Origin of the sequence: Roseovarius sp., assembly GCF_018066915.1 — a bacterium.
Classification (GTDB): domain Bacteria; phylum Pseudomonadota; class Alphaproteobacteria; order Rhodobacterales; family Rhodobacteraceae; genus Roseovarius.
This window is the reverse complement of sequence record NZ_JAGPVV010000152.1, coordinates 1-15,889: the sequence shown is the minus strand read 5'-3', so window position 1 is coordinate 15,889 and position 15,889 is coordinate 1. Positions and strand designations below refer to the sequence as shown.

The following is a 15,889-nucleotide window of genomic DNA, read 5'->3' as shown; positions in this document are numbered from 1 at the left end:
CCTATAATTGGGACGGCGACGAAGGCCTGCCCTCGGACAGCCGCCATTTCGGCCATCTCGCCTATGCAACCAGCAATATCTACCAGCTCTGCCAGCACCTGATGGACAATGGCGTCACCATCAACCGCCCGCCGCGCGACGGGCGCATGGCCTTTGTGCGCAGCCCCGACAATATCTCGGTAGAGCTTTTGCAAGAGGGTGACGCCCTGCCCCCGGCAGAGCCCTGGACCAGCATGGAGAATATCGGTCATTGGTGAGGCTTGCGGCCCTTCTTTTGGCCGCGCTCCTCGCGGCCCCGGCGCAAGGTGCCTGCCGCCTTGCGTTGGTGCTCGCCCTCGATGTGTCCTCATCGGTCGATGAGGCGGAATATGCCCTGCAACGGGTGGGCCTCGCCTCGGCGCTTGATACGTCCGAAATCCGCACGGCGATCCTGCGCGGCGGGGCGGGCGATGTGGCGCTGGCGGTCTATGAGTGGAGCGGCCGCTTTCAGGACAAGCTGCATCTCGACTGGACCCTGCTGCGCTCTGATGGCGACATCACCGGCGCGGTGGCGGTGCTGGCGGGCATGCAACGCTCGACCAGCGATTATCCCACCGGCCTCGGCTCGGCGTTGGGCTATGGGGCGGCGCTGATGGCGCGCGCGCCGCGCTGCGACCGGCAGGTGATCGACGTGTCGGGCGACGGGATCAACAATCAGGGCTTCGGCCCGGCGCTCGCCTACAAGCATTTTCCCTTCGACGGCATCACCGTGAACGGCCTCGTGATCGAGGGGCACGATCCGCAGGTCACGCAGTATTACCAACGCGAAGTGCTCTACGGACCGGGCGCCTTTCTTGAAGTCGCGCAAGGTTTCGAGGATTTCGAGCGCGCCATGTCGCGCAAGCTCTTTCGCGAAATCAACGATCTCATGCTTGGCGCCCTGCCCCATGATGGCCCCTTGCCTCAATAGATATAGCGGATCTGATCCGTCCAATACCGCTCCACCCGGCGCAAAGAGGCGGTGATCTGGTCAATCCCATCGGGCCCCAGCACGCCGCGCCCCTCCAGCCCCTCGGCATGGCGCGCAAAGAGATCGCCCACCAGATCGCGGATATTGCGCCCCTTTTCCGTCAGCCGCACCCGCACCGACCGGCGATCCGCCTCGCAGCGCTGATGGTGCATATAGCCCATATCCACCAGCTTCTTGAGATTGTAGCTGACGTTGCTGCCCTGATAATAACCGCGCGTTTTCAACTCCCCCGCTGTCACCTCATGGTCGCCGATGTTGAACAGCAAGAGCGCCTGCACCGCGTTGATTTCCAACACGCCGACGCGCTCGAACTCATCCTTGATGACATCCAGCAAAAGCCGGTGCAGGCGTTCCACGAGGGACAGCGCGTCCAGATAGCTGCTGATAAAGGCGCTCTGAACGGCGCCCGTGGTCAGGGGGCTGTGATAGCTCATGTCGGTCTCCGTGCGATACTGCTCGCAGGGGACCATCTGGCAAAAACCCGAACATTCGGTAAATCGCGGCCAAACCGCCTAAAATGCGATCTACTTTCCCCCGCTGGCCTCTGCCGCAATCTCGGCCACCAGGGGGGCAAAGCGCGCAGGCGGTGCGGCTTGTCCCGTCACCCATTGATAGAGATCCTGATCGTTCTCGCACAAGAGCGCGTCGAACCCGTCCAAAGCGGTCTTGTCCATCCCCTCGAGCCGCGCTTCGGCATAGCGGCTCAGGATGATGTCCATTTCCTTGATTCCCCGGCGCATCGCCCGCATGCGCAGGCGCTTGATCCGGTGGGCGTGCGGCTCATCGGCGCCGCCCGGTGCCTCGACAGGGGCCTCACTCACCGGCTTCTTCCCGCAATTTGGCGCGCAACGTCTTTTCCAGCCGCCCGAGGCGGTCGGTCGAACGGGTCATCTGCGCGCGGATGTCGCGGATTTCGGTCAGCATATCCATCACATCGCGTGACAACTCACCCATATCAGGCGCGCCCGGTCCGTCGCCTTCGCCCGACAACAGCCACAAGAGCGAGACATTGAGCATCCCCGCCATCATCGACAGCTTGTTGGCGCGCGGCTCCGACAGGTCGTTCTCCCAAGACTTGAGCGTCTTGAGCTTGACGCCCAACCGTTTCGCAAGATCGGCCTGGCTCATGCCAGAGCGCTCGCGCGCGCCTGTTACACGGTCGCCAAAGGTGGTGGCGTCGGGGTCAAACCAGCCGTCGGTGGTGTCAGCGGTCATTGTCTTCCTTTCCAGTGATCGGGCTTGATCGCGCCCTGACCGCAGCCTAAGACATTCCACGAGTGAATTCAAACCGGAGCCGGCCATGTCCCGTCTTTCCGCGACATTGTCGCGCGTCAAACCCTCGCCCACCATCGCCGTGACCACCAAGGCCCAGGAACTCAAGGCTGCGGGGCGCGACGTGATCGGCCTCGGCGCCGGAGAGCCGGATTTCCCGACACCCGCGCATATCCGCGCCGCAGGCATCCGCGCCATCGAAGAGGGCAAGACCAAATACACCGCCGTTGACGGCATCCCAGAGCTAAAGACGGCAATCTGCGCCAAGTTCAAACGCGACAACGGGCTCGACTATACCCCGGCGCAGGTCAGCGTCGCCTCGGGCGGCAAGCAGATCCTCTACAATGCACTCATGGCCACGCTCAACCCCGGCGACGAGGTGCTGATCCCCGCGCCCTATTGGGTCAGCTACCCCGACATGGTGCTGCTCGCGGGCGGCGAGCCGGTGATTGCGTCTGCGGGCATCGAAACCGGGTTCAAGCTCACGCCAGAGGCGCTCGAGGCGGCGATCACGCCCAAAACGCGCTGGTTCATCTTCAACTCGCCCAGCAATCCCACCGGCGCGGGCTATACTTGGGACGAGCTGAAGGGGCTGACGGATGTGCTCCTGCGCCATCCGCAGGTCTGGATCATGACCGACGACATGTATGAACATCTGGCCTATGACGGCTTTGAATTCTGCACGCCAGCACAGGTGGAGCCGGCGCTCTATGACCGCACACTCACCTGCAATGGTGTGTCCAAGGCCTATTGCATGACCGGCTGGCGGATCGGCTATGCGGCGGGGCCGCAGGATCTGATTGCCGCGATGCGCAAGATCCAGTCGCAGAGCACCTCGAACCCCTGCACCATCAGCCAATGGGCCGCCGTTGAGGCGCTCAATGGCAGCCATGATTTCATCGCCGAGAACAACACCGTCTTTGCCCGCCGCCGGGATCTGGTGGTCCAGATGTTGAACGAGGTCGAGGGCATCGACTGCCCCACCCCCAACGGGGCCTTTTACGTCTACCCGTCCATTGCCGGTCTCATTGGCAAGACCAGCGCGGGCGGCGCAAAAATCACCGATGACGAGGCCTTTGCCACGGCGCTGCTCGAGGAAACCGGCGTCGCCGTGGTCTTTGGCGCGGCCTTTGGCCTATCCCCGAATTTTCGGATCAGCTATGCAACCTCAGATGAAGCGCTCAAAGAGGCCTGCACGCGGATACAGTCATTCTGCAAAGGGCTGAGCTAGGGGGACGGATGGCGGGTGATCTGCCGGATTATTATTTCAGGGTCCGTGAAAACGGGGCCTTCGTGTTTCGGGTCGATACCGAGAACCGGCAGCGCCGGATCGAGATGGAGCAGATCGCCACCGTCAATATCCGCAAATCCGAAATCAAGCCGCATGGCGAACGCGCCCTGACCGACGCCGATATCACTGCCATCACTGCATGGATGGAAGAGCGGCTCAAGCTGGTCGAATACCGCGACATCGACGATATCCTGCGCGCGGTCGATTATCTCAACACCACGACCCATTGGGTGCAATCAAAGGCGACCGATGACCAGCTCGAGCAAGTGACGGATGCGCTCCTTCTCGCAATGCACGACCTGCGCTCGGTATTGGTGCGCAAAAAGGCGGACCGCCTGCTCAAGGGCGAGTGAGGCGGCGGGGGCACTTAAGATGACCTTCGCGGCAATCACCAAGCTGCGCGGTCGCTGGGCCGGGGACTAGCGAAGCATCAGGAGTGGCTGCCACTTTATGCCAGCCAAGTCAGTGCGACCTATCAGCGATGCGCTCCCTCTCAAAATCGCTAGGCCGCGCGACGGCCCAGCGATCGCGCGGCGCCCTTCGGGCTTGATTCCGCGCGGGCGTGACTGAGAAAAACTCTGGCCCCCCTCACCGCGAGCAACTCGCCCCGCCCAGCACGCAGAACTTGGCGCAATGGGGATGGTTCAGCGGCACATCGCGCTCGGCCTCGGCCAGTGTCTCGCCCAATTCGAACTCGGGCGCATAGGGCAACAACGTGCAGGCCACAACCGCAGGCCGCGCCGCCCCCTTGCGTTTCACCACCATACGCGACGAGGCGCACATGATGTCCTCGGGCCGCTTGCCCAGAATGTCCCAACAGGCCGTGGTGATCTCGGGCACTTCGGCTCCTTCATCCATCTCGGGAAAGAGCACGGTCGCGCCCGGATCATGGGCATCAATCGCAAACCCATGTTCCGCGTAGAACGCCGCATAGCCCGCGCGCGAGGACGCCTCGCTCTCGCCCCAGACGGTGCGCCCGGCCACGGTCATGCGCACACCATGATCCCGCAACCAGCACATACCTTCCAGCGTCCTAGCGAATGCCCCCGCACCCCGCTCCTCGTCATGGAGCGCCTCAGACCAGTGATCGACCGAAATCCGCAAAGTCAGCTTGTCGCCCCAGGCCTTGACCAATTCCAAGAGCCCCATACGCATCGTCTTGCGCATCATCGGGCGCATCGCATTGGTCAGGATCAGCACCTCAAACCCCGCCTCAAGCGCCGCCCGCGCCATGCCGATCATCTCGGGGTTCATGAAGGGCTCGCCACCGGTAAAGGCGATCTCGCGCAGCGGCCAACCCCGATCACGCACCTGGGCCAGATACTCCCGCACCTCTGATTCGGTGATGTAGACCAACGCATCATTGCTGGGTGAGCTCAGAATATAACAGTTGCGGCACTCGATATTGCAGAGCGTGCCAGTGTTGAACCACAGCGTCTCGGGATGGCTCAGCGGCACCGAGGCACGCATCTCGCCCTTGGCGGTGCGCGCAGGGTCCTGAAACTTGCCCTGATTGGCCGGGCCGGTAACGGTATCTTTCATAAGGTCATCCACCTTGCTGTTTGTCTTTTCTCACCTATCGCTCCCGCACTGGCAAGAGAAGCGTTCTGACGCCATTGTGAAGACGCCCCAACATGTTAGAGTTGCCCCGGCAGATGCCGCGCCCGAAAAACGGGCGGATGACGAGCAAAGGAGATGGACCATGGCCTCTCGGGTGATCCCGGTCGATCCCTTCGATCTGGTGATATTTGGCGGCACCGGCGATCTGGCGCGACGCAAGATATTGCCGGCGCTCTTCCGCCGCTTTGTCGCAGGCCAGATCGAAGGCGATGTGCGCCTGATCGGCGCGGCACGCGGCGATATGGACCGCGACGGCTACCGCGCCATGGCGCGCGCCGCGATCACCGAATTCGGCGGCGAGGAATCGGCCCGCAAGAAAGACCTCAGCGCCTTTCTCGACCTGCTCGATTTTGTCACCCTTGATGCGCGCGGCACCGAAGGCTGGGAGCCACTGGCCGCCCTTATGCGCCCCGACCGCATTCGCGCCTTTTACTTCTCGGTGGCACCCGCGCTCTTTGGCGATCTGGCCAAACGCCTGCACAAACACGGCATGGCCGACGACCTCAGCCGCATCGTGGTGGAAAAGCCGTTTGGCCGCGATCTCGATACCGCGCGCGATCTCAACCGCACCTTGGCGCGGCACTTTACCGAAGGTCAGATTTACCGCATCGACCATTATCTCGGCAAGGAAACCGTGCAGAACCTGATGGCGATCCGCTTTGGCAACGTCCTCTTTGAACCGCTCTGGAACAGCCAATATGTCGATCACATCCAGATCACCGTGGCAGAATCCGTGGGCGTGGGCGGACGCGGCGATTACTATGACAAATCCGGCGCGATGCGCGACATGGTTCAAAACCACATGATGCAGCTTCTCTGCCTCATCGCGATGGAGCCGCCCGCCAAATTCGAACCTGATGCCGTGCGCGACGAGAAACTCAAGGTCATCCGCGCCCTCGATCCAGTAGCGCGCGCCAACGTCGTGCGCGGGCAGTATGAAGGCGACGGCACCCAACCCGGCTATCGCAATCAGGTGGGCAACCGCGACAGCATGACCGAGAGTTTCGTGGCGCTGAAGGCGCATATTTCCAATTGGCGGTGGGCGGGCACGCCGTTCTACCTGCGCACCGGCAAACGCCTGCGCGACCGCGCCAGCGAAATCGCCGTGGTGTTCAAGGATGCGCCCCATTCGATCTTTGGCGCCGATGCCGGGCGGCACCGCAACATCCTCACGATCCGCCTGCAACCCAATGAGGGGATCGAATTGGGCGTCACGATCAAGGAACCGGGACCGGGCGGTATGCGCCTCATCGACGTGCCGCTCGACATGACCTTTGCCGAGGCACTGGGACCGGAAGAGGCGGATTTCCCCGATGCCTACGAGCGGCTCATCATGGATGTGATCCGCGGCAATCAGACCCTCTTCATGCGTGGTGACGAGGTTGAGGCAGCTTGGGCCTGGACCGATCCGATCATCGCCGATTGGGAGGATGAAGGTGCCGCCCCCCTGCCCTATGCCACAGGTTCGGCGGGACCGGATGACGCGCTGATGCTCATGCACCGCGACGGACGCCGCTGGCGGGAGATACGACCATGACCCTCCTCGAATATGCCGATGACGAGATGCTGGCCATGGGCTTGGTCGATGTCCTCTCGACCGACCTGCGCAAAGCCCTGCGCAACCGCGACCGCGTGCTTTTCGTCGTGCCGGGCGGCACCACGCCGGGGCCGATCTTTGACGGGCTCTGTGCGCTTGATCTCGACTGGGACCGGGTCGATATCCTGCTCTCGGATGAACGCTGGCGCCCCGAAGTGCACGTGCGCTCCAACACCCGCCTCCTGCGCGAGCGCCTGTTGCGCGACCGCGCGGCGGCGGCGCGCTACCTGCCGCTCTACGCCAGATCGCCTGAACCCGAGGCGGTGCTGGCCGAATTGGAAACCAACATCGCCCCGGCCCTGCCCATAGATGTCTGCCTCTTGGGCATGGGGACGGATATGCACACCGCCTCGCTCTTTCCCGGTGCCGACCGCCTGGCTGACGCCATGGCCGAGGATGCGCCGATCCTCGTGCCCATGCGCGCGCCGGGGCTCGAAGAGCCGCGCGTCACCCTCTCGGCGCGGGTGCTGGCAGGGGCGCTCTGCACCCATGTCGTCATCACCGGCGCGCAGAAGCGGGCGGCGTTTGACCGCGCACAGCACATGCGCCCCCTTGAGGCCCCGATTGCCGCCGTGCTAGCGGGTGCCACAGTGCATTGGAGCCCGTGAGAGGATCAAGCCATGTGGTCAAAGGTTGAAGAGTTCGCCCATGCAGCGCAGGGGATCGACATCGCCGGGCTGTTCGAGGACTCCTCCCGCGCCGAGACCTTCTCGACCCGCTTTGACGGAATGCTGCTGGATTATTCCAAGACCGCCCTCACCGCACCGGCGCACGACGCCCTTGTCGAATTGGCCGATGCCTCCGGGGTGGCAGCCCGCCGCACCGCGATGTTCGCAGGCGAGGCCATCAACGAGACCGAGGCGCGCCCCGTGCTCCACACCGCGCTCCGCAATCTCTCCGGCCGCCCGGTCATGGTCGCGGGCAGCGATATCATGCCCGAGATCACCGACACCCGCGCGCGCATGGCCCGCTTTGCCAACAGCGTCCGGCGCGGCCCCATCACCGATGTCGTCACAATCGGCATCGGCGGCTCGCATCTTGGCCCCGACATGGCGGTGCGCGCGCTGCGCCCCTATCACGATGGCCCGCGCTGTCATTTCGTCTCGAACGTGGACGGGGCCGACATCGCCGACACGCTGGCGGGGCTGAACCCGGCCACCACTCTGGTGATCGTCGCCTCCAAGACCTTTACCACCATCGAGACCATGACCAATGCCGCCACGGCACAGGCGTGGATGACCCGCGCCGGGGTCAATCCGGGGCCGCAATTCGCCGCCGTGTCCTCTGCCGCCGCCAAAGCCGCCGAATGGGGCATCGACGCAAGCGCTGTCTTTGGCTTTGGCGATTACATCGGCGGGCGCTATTCCGTCTGGGGGCCCATCGGCCTGCCGCTGATGATCGCCATCGGGCCAGAGCGGTTCGAGGATTTCCTGCGCGGGGCCGAGGCGATGGACCAACATTTCCAGACCGCAGCCCCGCTCGATAACATGCCGCTCCTGCTCGGTCTCATCGGTCTCTGGCACCATCAGGGCATGGGCCATGGCACCCGCGCCGTGCTGCCCTATGACCAACGCCTCGCCCGCCTGCCCGCCTATCTGCAACAGCTCGAAATGGAATCGAACGGCAAACGCGTGAGCATGTCGGGGACCGCCCTCAGCCGCCCCTCTGGCCCCGTGGTCTGGGGCGAACCGGGGACCAACGGCCAACACGCCTTTTACCAACTGATCCATCAGGGCACCGCCGTCATTCCCTGCGAATTCCTCGTGGCGGCCACCGGGCATGAGCCAGAGCTTGCGCATCATCACCGCCTGCTGGTGGCCAATTGCCTCGCGCAATCCAAGGCGCTCTTGCGCGGCCGCTCGCTCGATGAGGCGCGCGCGCTCATGCGCGAGGCAGGCTACACTGGCGCAGAGCTTGAGCGGCAGGCCGCTCACCGGGTCTTTCCCGGCAACCGCCCTTCGACCACGCTCATCTACGACCGCCTCAGCCCCCGCCGTCTGGGCCAGATCATCGCCCTTTATGAACATCGCGTGTTCGTCGAAGGCGTGATCCTCGGGATCAACTCCTTTGATCAATGGGGGGTGGAACTGGGCAAGGTGCTGGCGGTCGATGTCGATGCCATGCTGACCGGCGACACCACTCTTACCCGCGACGGATCAACCGCCGCCCTCGTGGCCTTTGCCCGCGCCGCAGGGGTCTGATCCAAGACAAGCGAGCACACGCGCATTTCTCAAGAAATTTGACCTCGCTCAAAGTCTGTCACATAAAGTTCAAATATCATTCCCGGAGTGATCAATAGACCAGTCCGGAGTGTCGTATGAGCGAATCCCCTCTCTCCCCCCTGCCCACGCCCGAAACTCCGGCCGACTCCGCCACCCTGCCGATCAACGGCGCAGCCCCGGCGACCCCGGCAGACACACCCGCCACCGCACCCTCCGAGACCGATCCCAACTCCCTGCGCCACGCCTTCGAAAACGGCGATTACCCCTACGAAACCCGGATGGGCCGCCGCAGCTATGAGACGCAAAAGGCGCATCTTCAGGCCGAATTGCTCAAGGTGCAGCTTTGGGCGCAAGAGACCGGGCAGAAATTCGTGCTGATCTTCGAGGGGCGCGATGCTGCGGGCAAAGGCGGCACGATCAAACGCTTCACCGAACATCTCAACCCGCGTGCTGCCCGCGTCGTGGCCCTCAACAAACCCACCGATCAGGAACGCGGCCAGTGGTATTTCCAGCGTTACATTCAGCACCTGCCCACAAACGGCGAAATGGTGCTCTATGATCGCTCTTGGTATAACCGCGCCGGGGTCGAGCGGGTGATGGGCTTTTGCCAACCGCATGAATATCTCGAATTCATGCGCGAAACGCCCGAGTTGGAGCGGATGCTGGTGCGTTCGGGCATACGGCTCTACAAATACTGGTTCTCCGTGACCCAAGGCGAGCAGCGCGCCCGCTTTGCCAGCCGCGAAACCGATCCGCTCAAGCAGTGGAAACTCAGCCCCATCGACAAGGCCAGCCTCGATAAATGGGAGGATTACACCGAGGCGAAAGAGGCGATGTTCTTTTACACCGACACCGCGGATGCGCCCTGGACCGTGGTCAAATCCGATGACAAGAAACGCGCGCGCCTCAATTGCATGCGGCATTTCCTCAACTCGCTCGATTACCCCGGCAAGGATCGTCATATCGCCCATGCGCCCGACCCGCTGATCGTCTCGACCGCGCAGCATGTGCTGCACAAGAGCGATCACATCCTGGGCAAATCCCTGCATCCCGAGGATCGCAAGGCGCGCTAGGGTGCGCGCACGCGCCTCTTGACGCAGCACCTCACTCTGGGCAAAGAACCCGCAGGCGTGGCCACACGGCGCGCCGACGGGTCAGACAAGGGGCACACCGTGATCATCAAGGCACTCGACTCGCTCGGCGGGCTTCTTCTGGGGCGCGAGAAATACCGGCGCAGCTATTACAAACTGGCCAAGCGTCTGGCCGCGCGGCAACGCTACGAGGTCTACAAGCCGCATCTGATCTGGCTCACGGACCCCGAATTCATCGCCGCCCGTGACATGGCCGAAGAGCGCGGCATCGAAGGCAGCCCCTATGACCGCTGCTTCACGCTCATGACTTCGGCGCGTATGGTGCGCAACATTCCCGGCAATTTTGCCGAATGTGGCGTGCGTTATGGCAAATCCTCGCTCTTCCTGCTGACCGGCGCAGGCATGCAGAGCACCAAGCGCCTGCACATCTTCGACTCCTTTCAGGGTCTCTCGGAACCCAGCGACGCCGATGTGCAATCGGGCGGCAAATCGGAATGGTCCAAGGGCGATCTGGCTGTCCCCCAAGACATCGTGCGCCAGAATCTCAGCGCCTTCGGCGACCGCGTGGACCTGCACAAAGGCTGGATTCCCGACCGTTTCCCCGATGTCGCGGATCAGGAGTTCTCGCTCGTCCATGTCGATGTTGACCTTTACGAGCCGACGCTGGCCTCGGTCGAGTTCTTCTATCCTCGGGTCAAACCCGGCGGGGTAATTATCTGCGACGATTACGGCTCTGGCGACTGCCCCGGCGCGAAAAAGGCGATTGACGAATTTTTCGCCGACAAACCCGAAAACGTCCTCTCGCTGACCAGCGGTCAATCCATCGTGATCAAGGCCTAGGCGAGCTTTCGCGCGGGCGCGCGCGCCCACGCGAACGCGCCTTGCGGCAGACGCGCCCTGCGCCTAAGTCTGACGGCATGAAGCCGCTCATTCCCATGGCCCTTGCCACCGCCCTCTGCCTGCCCGTAGCCCCCTTGGGCGCGCATCCGCATGTCTTTGTCGATGTCGCCCTGCGCTTGACCGCCGACGCCGAGGGGCGCTTGACCGAGGTCGAGGTGACATGGAGCTATGACGATTTCTTTTCCCTTCTGATCCTCACCGACATGGGCCTTGACCCCGATGGCGACGGCACCCTGACCGAGCCCGAATTGGCCAAGCTCAAGGGCTTTGATCTGGTCGAATGGCCAGAGGGGTTCGAGGGGGATCTCTACATGTATCAGGGCGAGACCAAGATTGCCTTGGATCACCCCATTCCGACCGACATTGCCCTCACCAATGGCCGCATCGTCGCCACCCATACCCGCACCTTTGGCCCTGTCAAAGCCGAGGGTCTGCGCGTCGAGGCCTATGATCCCACCTATTACGTGGCCCATAGCCTTGCGGGGCCAATCACCCTGCCCAAAGGCTGCGTCTATACGATCACCGAACCCGACCTTGACGAAAGTCAGGAACAGTTCCGCCAGATGCTCAGCGAAATGACCGCCGAGGAACAATATACCGGGGTCGAAATCGGCAATCTTTTCTCCGAGAGCCTTTCGGTCACATGCGCCGCCCCGTCCTGAGCCTCGCCGCGCTGGCCCTTGCTGCCCTTGTGATCTGGCTCTGGGGTTTTGGCGGGGCCGGGCAAGTCTCCGCTTGGGCCCGCGCCGGACAGGCCGAGACACAACAGGCCATGGCCCGCCTCCTGCGCGCGCTGCGTGCCGGTGAACCGGGGGCCTTGGCCGGGCTGATGGGCCTCTGCTTTGCCTATGGGTTCTTTCACGCGGCAGGGCCGGGCCATGGCAAGATCCTGATCGGTGGCTACGGCATGGCCGCGCGCGTCAGCGCATTCCGGCTGTCGCTCTTGGCGCTGGCCTCCAGTCTTGCGCAGGCCGCGGCGGCGGTGCTGCTGGTCTATGCCGGCGTCTTCCTCTTCGATCTCACCCGCCAACACATGACCGATCTGGCCGAAGACATCATGGCCCCCGCCAGCTTCGCGGCCATCGCCCTCGTGGGTCTCTGGCTGGCCTTTCGCGGCCTGCGTCGCTGGGGCAAAACCCGCGCCACCCACGACCATCATCATCACGACCATGACGCCCCCTGCGCCTCTTGCGGGCATAAACACGGGCCAACCTTGGCCGAGGCCGAGGCTGTCACCGGCTGGCGAGACGCCGCTGCCCTGATCGGGGCCGTGGCGATCCGCCCCTGCACCGGTGCGCTGTTCCTCCTGATCCTCACATGGCGCATGGGGCTTGATCTTGCAGGCATCCTCGGCGCCTTCGCCATGGGCCTTGGCACCGCCAGCGTCACCCTTGCCGTGGCCATCGCCTCTGTCACCTTGCGCGAAGGCGCGCTGGCGCGGCTCGCCACAGGCGATACCGCCCGCGCCCTGCCCCTCTTCGAGATAGCGGCAGGCGTGACCATTGCGGCACTCTCGACGCATCTCATGCTCAGCGTTCTCTGACGAGGGTTGCGCGCCACCCCGCCCCCGTCTAACCCCAAATCCATGCAACCCCGCCTCACATATCGCCAGCATGCCCGCGCCGTGCTGGGCCTTGGCCTGCCGCTCATTGGAAGCCATGTGGCGCAGTTCGCCATCACCTTCACCGATGCGCTCATGCTGGGTTGGTATTCGGTCGAGGCGCTGGCCGCCGAAGTGCTGGGCGGCACCATGTTCTTTGTCCTCTTCATCATGGGCTCGGGCTTTGCCTGGGCGGTGATGCCGATGGTGGCCTCGGCCCAAGCCTCAGGCGCGATCACCCAAGTGCGCCGCATCACCCGCATGGGCCTCTGGGCGTCGATCCTCTTCGGCTTGGCCACCCTGCCCCTGATGCTGGGCTCCGGCGCGCTCTTTGACCGCATGGGCCAAGAGCCCGCCACCGCTGCCCTCGCCGCCGATTACCTCGAAATCGCCGGTCTCGGCATCCTGCCCGCGCTGATGGTGATGGTGCTCAAATCCTATCTTGCGGCGCTGGAGCGCACCGCCGTGGTGCTCTGGGTGACACTTGGGGCCGTGGCGCTCAATGCCTGCGTCAATTATCTGCTCATCTTCGGAAACTTCGGCTTTCCCGAACTGGGCGTGCAGGGCGCGGCGATTGCCTCGCTCGGGGTCAACATCGCGTCTTTCGTGGTGCTTGGCGTCTATGTCCACCGCTCCGCCCCCGACCACGCGCTCTTTCAACGCTTCTGGCGTCCCGACCCCGAGGCGCTGGGCCGCGTCTTTCGGCTGGGCTGGCCCATCGGCCTGACCAATCTGGCGGAGGTCGGCCTCTTCGCCTCTGCCTCGATCATGATGGGCTGGCTCGGCACGCTGCCTTTGGCCGCCCATGGCATCGCGATGCAGATCACTTCGGTGATCTTCATGATCCACCTTGGCCTCTCGAACGTCGCCACCGTGCGCGCAGGACAGGCGCATGGGCGCGGCGATGGCGCGGGGCTGCGCGACGGCGCGCGCGTGGTGCTTGGCCTCTCCGCCGCTGTGGCGCTGGCGACAATGGCGCTCCTCCTCCTTGTGCCCGACCCGCTCGTCGGTGTCTTTCTGGCGCCCGACGATCCCGACCGGGCAGAGGTGATCGCCATCGGCCGCCAACTCCTCGCCGCCGCCGCCTTCTTTCAACTGATGGACGCGGCCCAGGTGCAGGCGCTCGGCCTCTTGCGCGGGGTGCAGGACACCCGCGTGCCCATGGTCATCGCCGCCCTCAGCTATTGGGCGGTCGGCGTGCCCGTGAGCTACCTTTTGGGCTTCACCCTTGGCTTGGGCGGCCCCGGCATCTGGCTTGGCCTCGCCATGGGGCTGGCGCTGGCGGGGGTGTTCATGCTCGTGCGGTTCTGGGGCTGGTCGGTGCGCCAGATTCCCGCACAAACCCCTCAGATGCGGCAACAGGGGTGATTGCGCGACAGCCCTTCCGTTGGTAAAGGAACTTGACCAATTCCGGAGGACGCCATGCCCGTCATCACCAATATCGCCGATCTCAAACAGATCTACCGCCGCCGCGTCCCCAAGATGTTCTACGACTACGCCGAATCCGGCAGTTGGACAGAACAGACCTTCCGCGAGAACACCACCGATTTCGACAAGATCTACCTGCGCCAGCGTGTCGCCATCGACATGACCGGGCGCAGCACGGCAACCAAGATGATCGGGCAAGATGTATCAATGCCTGTGGGCCTCGCCCCCGTCGGTCTCACCGGCATGCAACACGCGGATGGCGAGATCAAGGCCGCCCGCGCCGCCGAGAAATTCGGCGTGCCCTTCACCCTCTCCACCATGTCGATCTGCTCGATCGAGGATGTGGCCGAACACACCACCAAGCCCTTCTGGATGCAGGTCTATACCCTCAAGGATGACGATTTCATGCAGCGCCTGTTTGACCGGGCGCGCGATGCCAAATGTTCGGCGGCGATGATCACGGTCGATCTGCAAATGCTGGGTCAGCGGCACAAGGATCTCAAGAACGGCCTCAGCGCCCCGCCCAAGCTCACCCCCAAGAGCGTCGCCAACATGATGACCAAGGTGCACTGGGGCCTGGGTATGCTGGGCACCAAGCGGCGGTTCTTCGGCAATATCGTGGGCCATGCCAAGGGCGTCACCGATCCCTCCTCGCTCAGCACATGGACCTCCGAGGCCTTTGATCAGGCGCTCGATTGGGACCGCATCCGCCAGTTCCGCAAGATGTGGGATGGCCCGCTCATCATCAAGGGCATCATGGACCCGCGCGACGCGCGCGAGGCGCTCAATGTCGGGGCCGATGCCATCATCGTGTCAAACCACGGCGGACGGCAACTCGACGGCGCGCTCTCGGCCATCCGCGCCCTGCCCGCCATCGTGGATGCGGTGGGCGACAAGATCGAGGTGCATCTCGACAGCGGCATCCGCTCGGGCCAAGACGTGCTCAAGGCTTTGGCGATGGGGGCCAAGGGCACCTATATCGGCCGCGCCTTTGTCTACGGTCTGGGGGCCATGGGCGAGGCGGGCGTCACCCGCGCGCTCGAGGTGATCCACAAGGAACTCGACAGCACCATGGGTCTCTGCGGCCGCCGAGACGTCAAGACGCTCGACCGCGATATCCTGATGGTGCCCGAGGATTTCACCGGCCGCTGGATGGACTGAGGCGCATCACCGCCCCAAAATCCGCCGCAAGAGCCCGCGCCGCGCCTCCACCTGAGGCGCGGGCGTAGGACCCTTGGCCGCTTTCCATTCCGCCAGCACGGCGCGCGCCTCTTCCTCCAACGGCACTTCGGACGCGGCATCCTGCGTGACCTCGACATCGAACTTGCCGACATGCCCTGCCCGCCGCTCCAAATCGTGATTGCTGCCTTTCCAACGATCAACCAACGCCTGACGGGCCGCAAAGGGCAGAAGAAACCGCCGCTTCGGCACCTCGACCAGCCCCGGCGCTTCGGCAAAGAACCGATCCAAGGCGACATCCACCGCCGCCGCCGAGGCCCCCGCCTCCTGCATCTCGCGCTTGAGCAGGCGCGCAGGCTCAATCAGCCCCGTGGGCGGGCTGACATTGGCCAGCGGCACGTCGGCCTCCTCCGCATAGCACAGGCTCCCTGCGCCAATCTGTTCCAGCACAAAATTGACCGGATCACGCCGCGCGCTGCCCGGCAGGATCACGGTGCTGAATACCCGGTCCCGCCCGACATATTTGCCCCAGTAAAGCATGAAGAGCGCATAGTTCAGCACATCCTGCTGCGTGCGCTTCTCCAGCAACTCCTCGATGCTGCCGTTCCACTTTTGCCCACCTTTGACGTGCTGCTTGAAGTCGGACTCGAGCCAGTGATCCTGTCTGCGAAAGACCGCAA

18 protein-coding genes are annotated in these 15,889 nt (G+C 63.8%); 13 read left to right on the top strand and 5 right to left on the bottom strand.

Features of this window, described 5'->3' with window-relative positions; translation table 11 throughout:
• Together KBT70_RS08270 and KBT70_RS08265 are read left to right on the top strand one after the other, a co-directional pair.
• Window positions 1-257: VOC family protein (locus KBT70_RS08270; protein WP_363270304.1), on the top strand; the 257-nt coding region annotated here is incomplete at its 5' end.
• Window positions 251-949: a DUF1194 domain-containing protein gene (locus tag KBT70_RS08265; RefSeq protein ID WP_296631122.1), complete on the top strand. Its 699-nt coding sequence runs from the start codon at window positions 251-253 to the stop codon at window positions 947-949. The genes KBT70_RS08270 and KBT70_RS08265, both read left to right, overlap by 7 nt.
• Here the strand turns inward: KBT70_RS08265 and KBT70_RS08260 are convergent.
• The 3 genes from KBT70_RS08260 to KBT70_RS08250 all read right to left on the bottom strand — a co-directional run bounded on the left by KBT70_RS08260 (window position 943) and on the right by KBT70_RS08250 (window position 2,224).
• The gene (locus tag KBT70_RS08260) at window positions 943-1,443 is read right to left on the bottom strand and encodes a winged helix DNA-binding protein (protein ID WP_296631120.1); all 501 of its coding nucleotides are present in this window, start codon (window positions 1,441-1,443) and stop codon (window positions 943-945) included. The genes KBT70_RS08265 and KBT70_RS08260 overlap by 7 nt on opposite strands.
• Before the next feature lie 90 nt (window positions 1,444-1,533).
• Complete coding sequence (locus KBT70_RS08255; RefSeq protein ID WP_296631115.1) at window positions 1,534-1,830, bottom strand: succinate dehydrogenase assembly factor 2; 297 nt, start codon at window positions 1,828-1,830, stop codon at window positions 1,534-1,536.
• A complete protein-coding gene (locus KBT70_RS08250; protein WP_296631111.1) occupies window positions 1,823-2,224 on the bottom strand; it encodes a helix-turn-helix domain-containing protein in 402 nt (133 codons plus the stop codon). Before KBT70_RS08250 ends, KBT70_RS08255 begins: the two co-directional genes overlap by 8 nt.
• 85 nt (window positions 2,225-2,309) lie before the next feature.
• Between KBT70_RS08250 and KBT70_RS08245 the strand changes: the two genes are divergently transcribed.
• A complete protein-coding gene (locus KBT70_RS08245; RefSeq protein WP_296631108.1) occupies window positions 2,310-3,512 on the top strand; it encodes a pyridoxal phosphate-dependent aminotransferase in 1,203 nt (400 codons plus the stop codon).
• 8 nt (window positions 3,513-3,520) lie between these two features.
• On the top strand, window positions 3,521-3,925 hold the full coding sequence (locus tag KBT70_RS08240; protein ID WP_296631106.1) for a hypothetical protein: 405 nt from the start codon (window positions 3,521-3,523) through the stop codon (window positions 3,923-3,925).
• 235 nt (window positions 3,926-4,160) lie between these two features.
• Here the strand turns inward: KBT70_RS08240 and KBT70_RS08235 are convergent, their stop codons facing one another.
• The gene (locus tag KBT70_RS08235) at window positions 4,161-5,114 is read right to left on the bottom strand and encodes a radical SAM protein (RefSeq protein ID WP_296631103.1); all 954 of its coding nucleotides are present in this window, start codon (window positions 5,112-5,114) and stop codon (window positions 4,161-4,163) included.
• 160 nt (window positions 5,115-5,274) lie between these two features.
• Here KBT70_RS08235 and zwf point away from each other — a divergent pair, with 160 nt between their 5' ends.
• From zwf to KBT70_RS08190, 9 genes are all read left to right on the top strand, one after another.
• Window positions 5,275-6,729 carry a glucose-6-phosphate dehydrogenase gene (gene zwf, locus KBT70_RS08230; protein WP_296631100.1) on the top strand — a complete coding sequence of 485 codons (1,455 nt, stop codon included), beginning with the start codon at window positions 5,275-5,277 and terminating at the stop codon, window positions 6,727-6,729.
• Complete coding sequence (gene pgl / locus KBT70_RS08225) at window positions 6,726-7,397, top strand: 6-phosphogluconolactonase (protein WP_296631097.1); 672 nt, start codon at window positions 6,726-6,728, stop codon at window positions 7,395-7,397. Before zwf ends, pgl begins: the two co-directional genes overlap by 4 nt.
• 12 nt (window positions 7,398-7,409) lie before the next feature.
• Window positions 7,410-8,990, top strand: coding sequence for a glucose-6-phosphate isomerase (gene pgi / locus KBT70_RS08220; RefSeq protein ID WP_296631094.1), 1,581 nt, complete (start codon window positions 7,410-7,412; stop codon window positions 8,988-8,990).
• A 116-nt stretch (window positions 8,991-9,106) separates the two neighbouring features.
• Window positions 9,107-10,084 carry a polyphosphate kinase 2 gene (ppk2, locus tag KBT70_RS08215; RefSeq protein WP_296631091.1) on the top strand — a complete coding sequence of 326 codons (978 nt, stop codon included), beginning with the start codon at window positions 9,107-9,109 and terminating at the stop codon, window positions 10,082-10,084.
• A 57-nt stretch (window positions 10,085-10,141) separates the two neighbouring features.
• Entirely contained in the window at window positions 10,142-10,942 is an 801-nt protein-coding gene (locus KBT70_RS08210; RefSeq protein WP_296631085.1) for a TylF/MycF/NovP-related O-methyltransferase, read from the top strand.
• 77 nt (window positions 10,943-11,019) lie between these two features.
• Window positions 11,020-11,664: a DUF1007 family protein gene (locus KBT70_RS08205; RefSeq protein ID WP_296631082.1), complete on the top strand. Its 645-nt coding sequence runs from the start codon at window positions 11,020-11,022 to the stop codon at window positions 11,662-11,664.
• Window positions 11,646-12,545 carry a hypothetical protein gene (locus tag KBT70_RS08200; protein WP_296631078.1) on the top strand — a complete coding sequence of 300 codons (900 nt, stop codon included), beginning with the start codon at window positions 11,646-11,648 and terminating at the stop codon, window positions 12,543-12,545. The genes KBT70_RS08205 and KBT70_RS08200 overlap by 19 nt, the downstream gene beginning before the upstream one ends.
• A 42-nt stretch (window positions 12,546-12,587) precedes the next feature.
• The gene (locus KBT70_RS08195) at window positions 12,588-13,970 is read left to right on the top strand and encodes an MATE family efflux transporter (protein WP_296631075.1); all 1,383 of its coding nucleotides are present in this window, start codon (window positions 12,588-12,590) and stop codon (window positions 13,968-13,970) included.
• 54 nt (window positions 13,971-14,024) lie between these two features.
• Window positions 14,025-15,191 (top strand): alpha-hydroxy acid oxidase, encoded by a 1,167-nt coding sequence (locus KBT70_RS08190; RefSeq protein WP_296631071.1) that lies wholly within the window; start codon window positions 14,025-14,027, stop codon window positions 15,189-15,191.
• Between the two features lie 6 nt (window positions 15,192-15,197).
• Here KBT70_RS08190 and KBT70_RS08185 read toward each other — a convergent pair.
• Window positions 15,198-15,889: hypothetical protein (locus KBT70_RS08185; RefSeq protein WP_296631068.1), on the bottom strand; the 692-nt coding region annotated here is incomplete at its 5' end.

Coding starts and splice junctions, on each gene's coding strand:
- KBT70_RS08260 (WP_296631120.1), bottom strand. CDS start 1,443: ATGAGCTATCACAGCCCCCTGACCACGGGCGCCGTTCAGAGCGCCTTT.
- KBT70_RS08250 (WP_296631111.1), bottom strand. CDS start 2,224: ATGACCGCTGACACCACCGACGGCTGGTTTGACCCCGACGCCACCACC.
- KBT70_RS08245 (WP_296631108.1), top strand. CDS start 2,310: ATGTCCCGTCTTTCCGCGACATTGTCGCGCGTCAAACCCTCGCCCACC.
- KBT70_RS08240 (WP_296631106.1), top strand. CDS start 3,521: ATGGCGGGTGATCTGCCGGATTATTATTTCAGGGTCCGTGAAAACGGG.
- KBT70_RS08235 (WP_296631103.1), bottom strand. CDS start 5,114: ATGAAAGATACCGTTACCGGCCCGGCCAATCAGGGCAAGTTTCAGGAC.
- zwf (WP_296631100.1), top strand. CDS start 5,275: ATGGCCTCTCGGGTGATCCCGGTCGATCCCTTCGATCTGGTGATATTT.
- pgl (WP_296631097.1), top strand. CDS start 6,726: ATGACCCTCCTCGAATATGCCGATGACGAGATGCTGGCCATGGGCTTG.
- pgi (WP_296631094.1), top strand. CDS start 7,410: ATGTGGTCAAAGGTTGAAGAGTTCGCCCATGCAGCGCAGGGGATCGAC.
- ppk2 (WP_296631091.1), top strand. CDS start 9,107: ATGAGCGAATCCCCTCTCTCCCCCCTGCCCACGCCCGAAACTCCGGCC.
- KBT70_RS08205 (WP_296631082.1), top strand. CDS start 11,020: ATGAAGCCGCTCATTCCCATGGCCCTTGCCACCGCCCTCTGCCTGCCC.
- KBT70_RS08200 (WP_296631078.1), top strand. CDS start 11,646: ATGCGCCGCCCCGTCCTGAGCCTCGCCGCGCTGGCCCTTGCTGCCCTT.
- KBT70_RS08195 (WP_296631075.1), top strand. CDS start 12,588: ATGCAACCCCGCCTCACATATCGCCAGCATGCCCGCGCCGTGCTGGGC.
- KBT70_RS08190 (WP_296631071.1), top strand. CDS start 14,025: ATGCCCGTCATCACCAATATCGCCGATCTCAAACAGATCTACCGCCGC.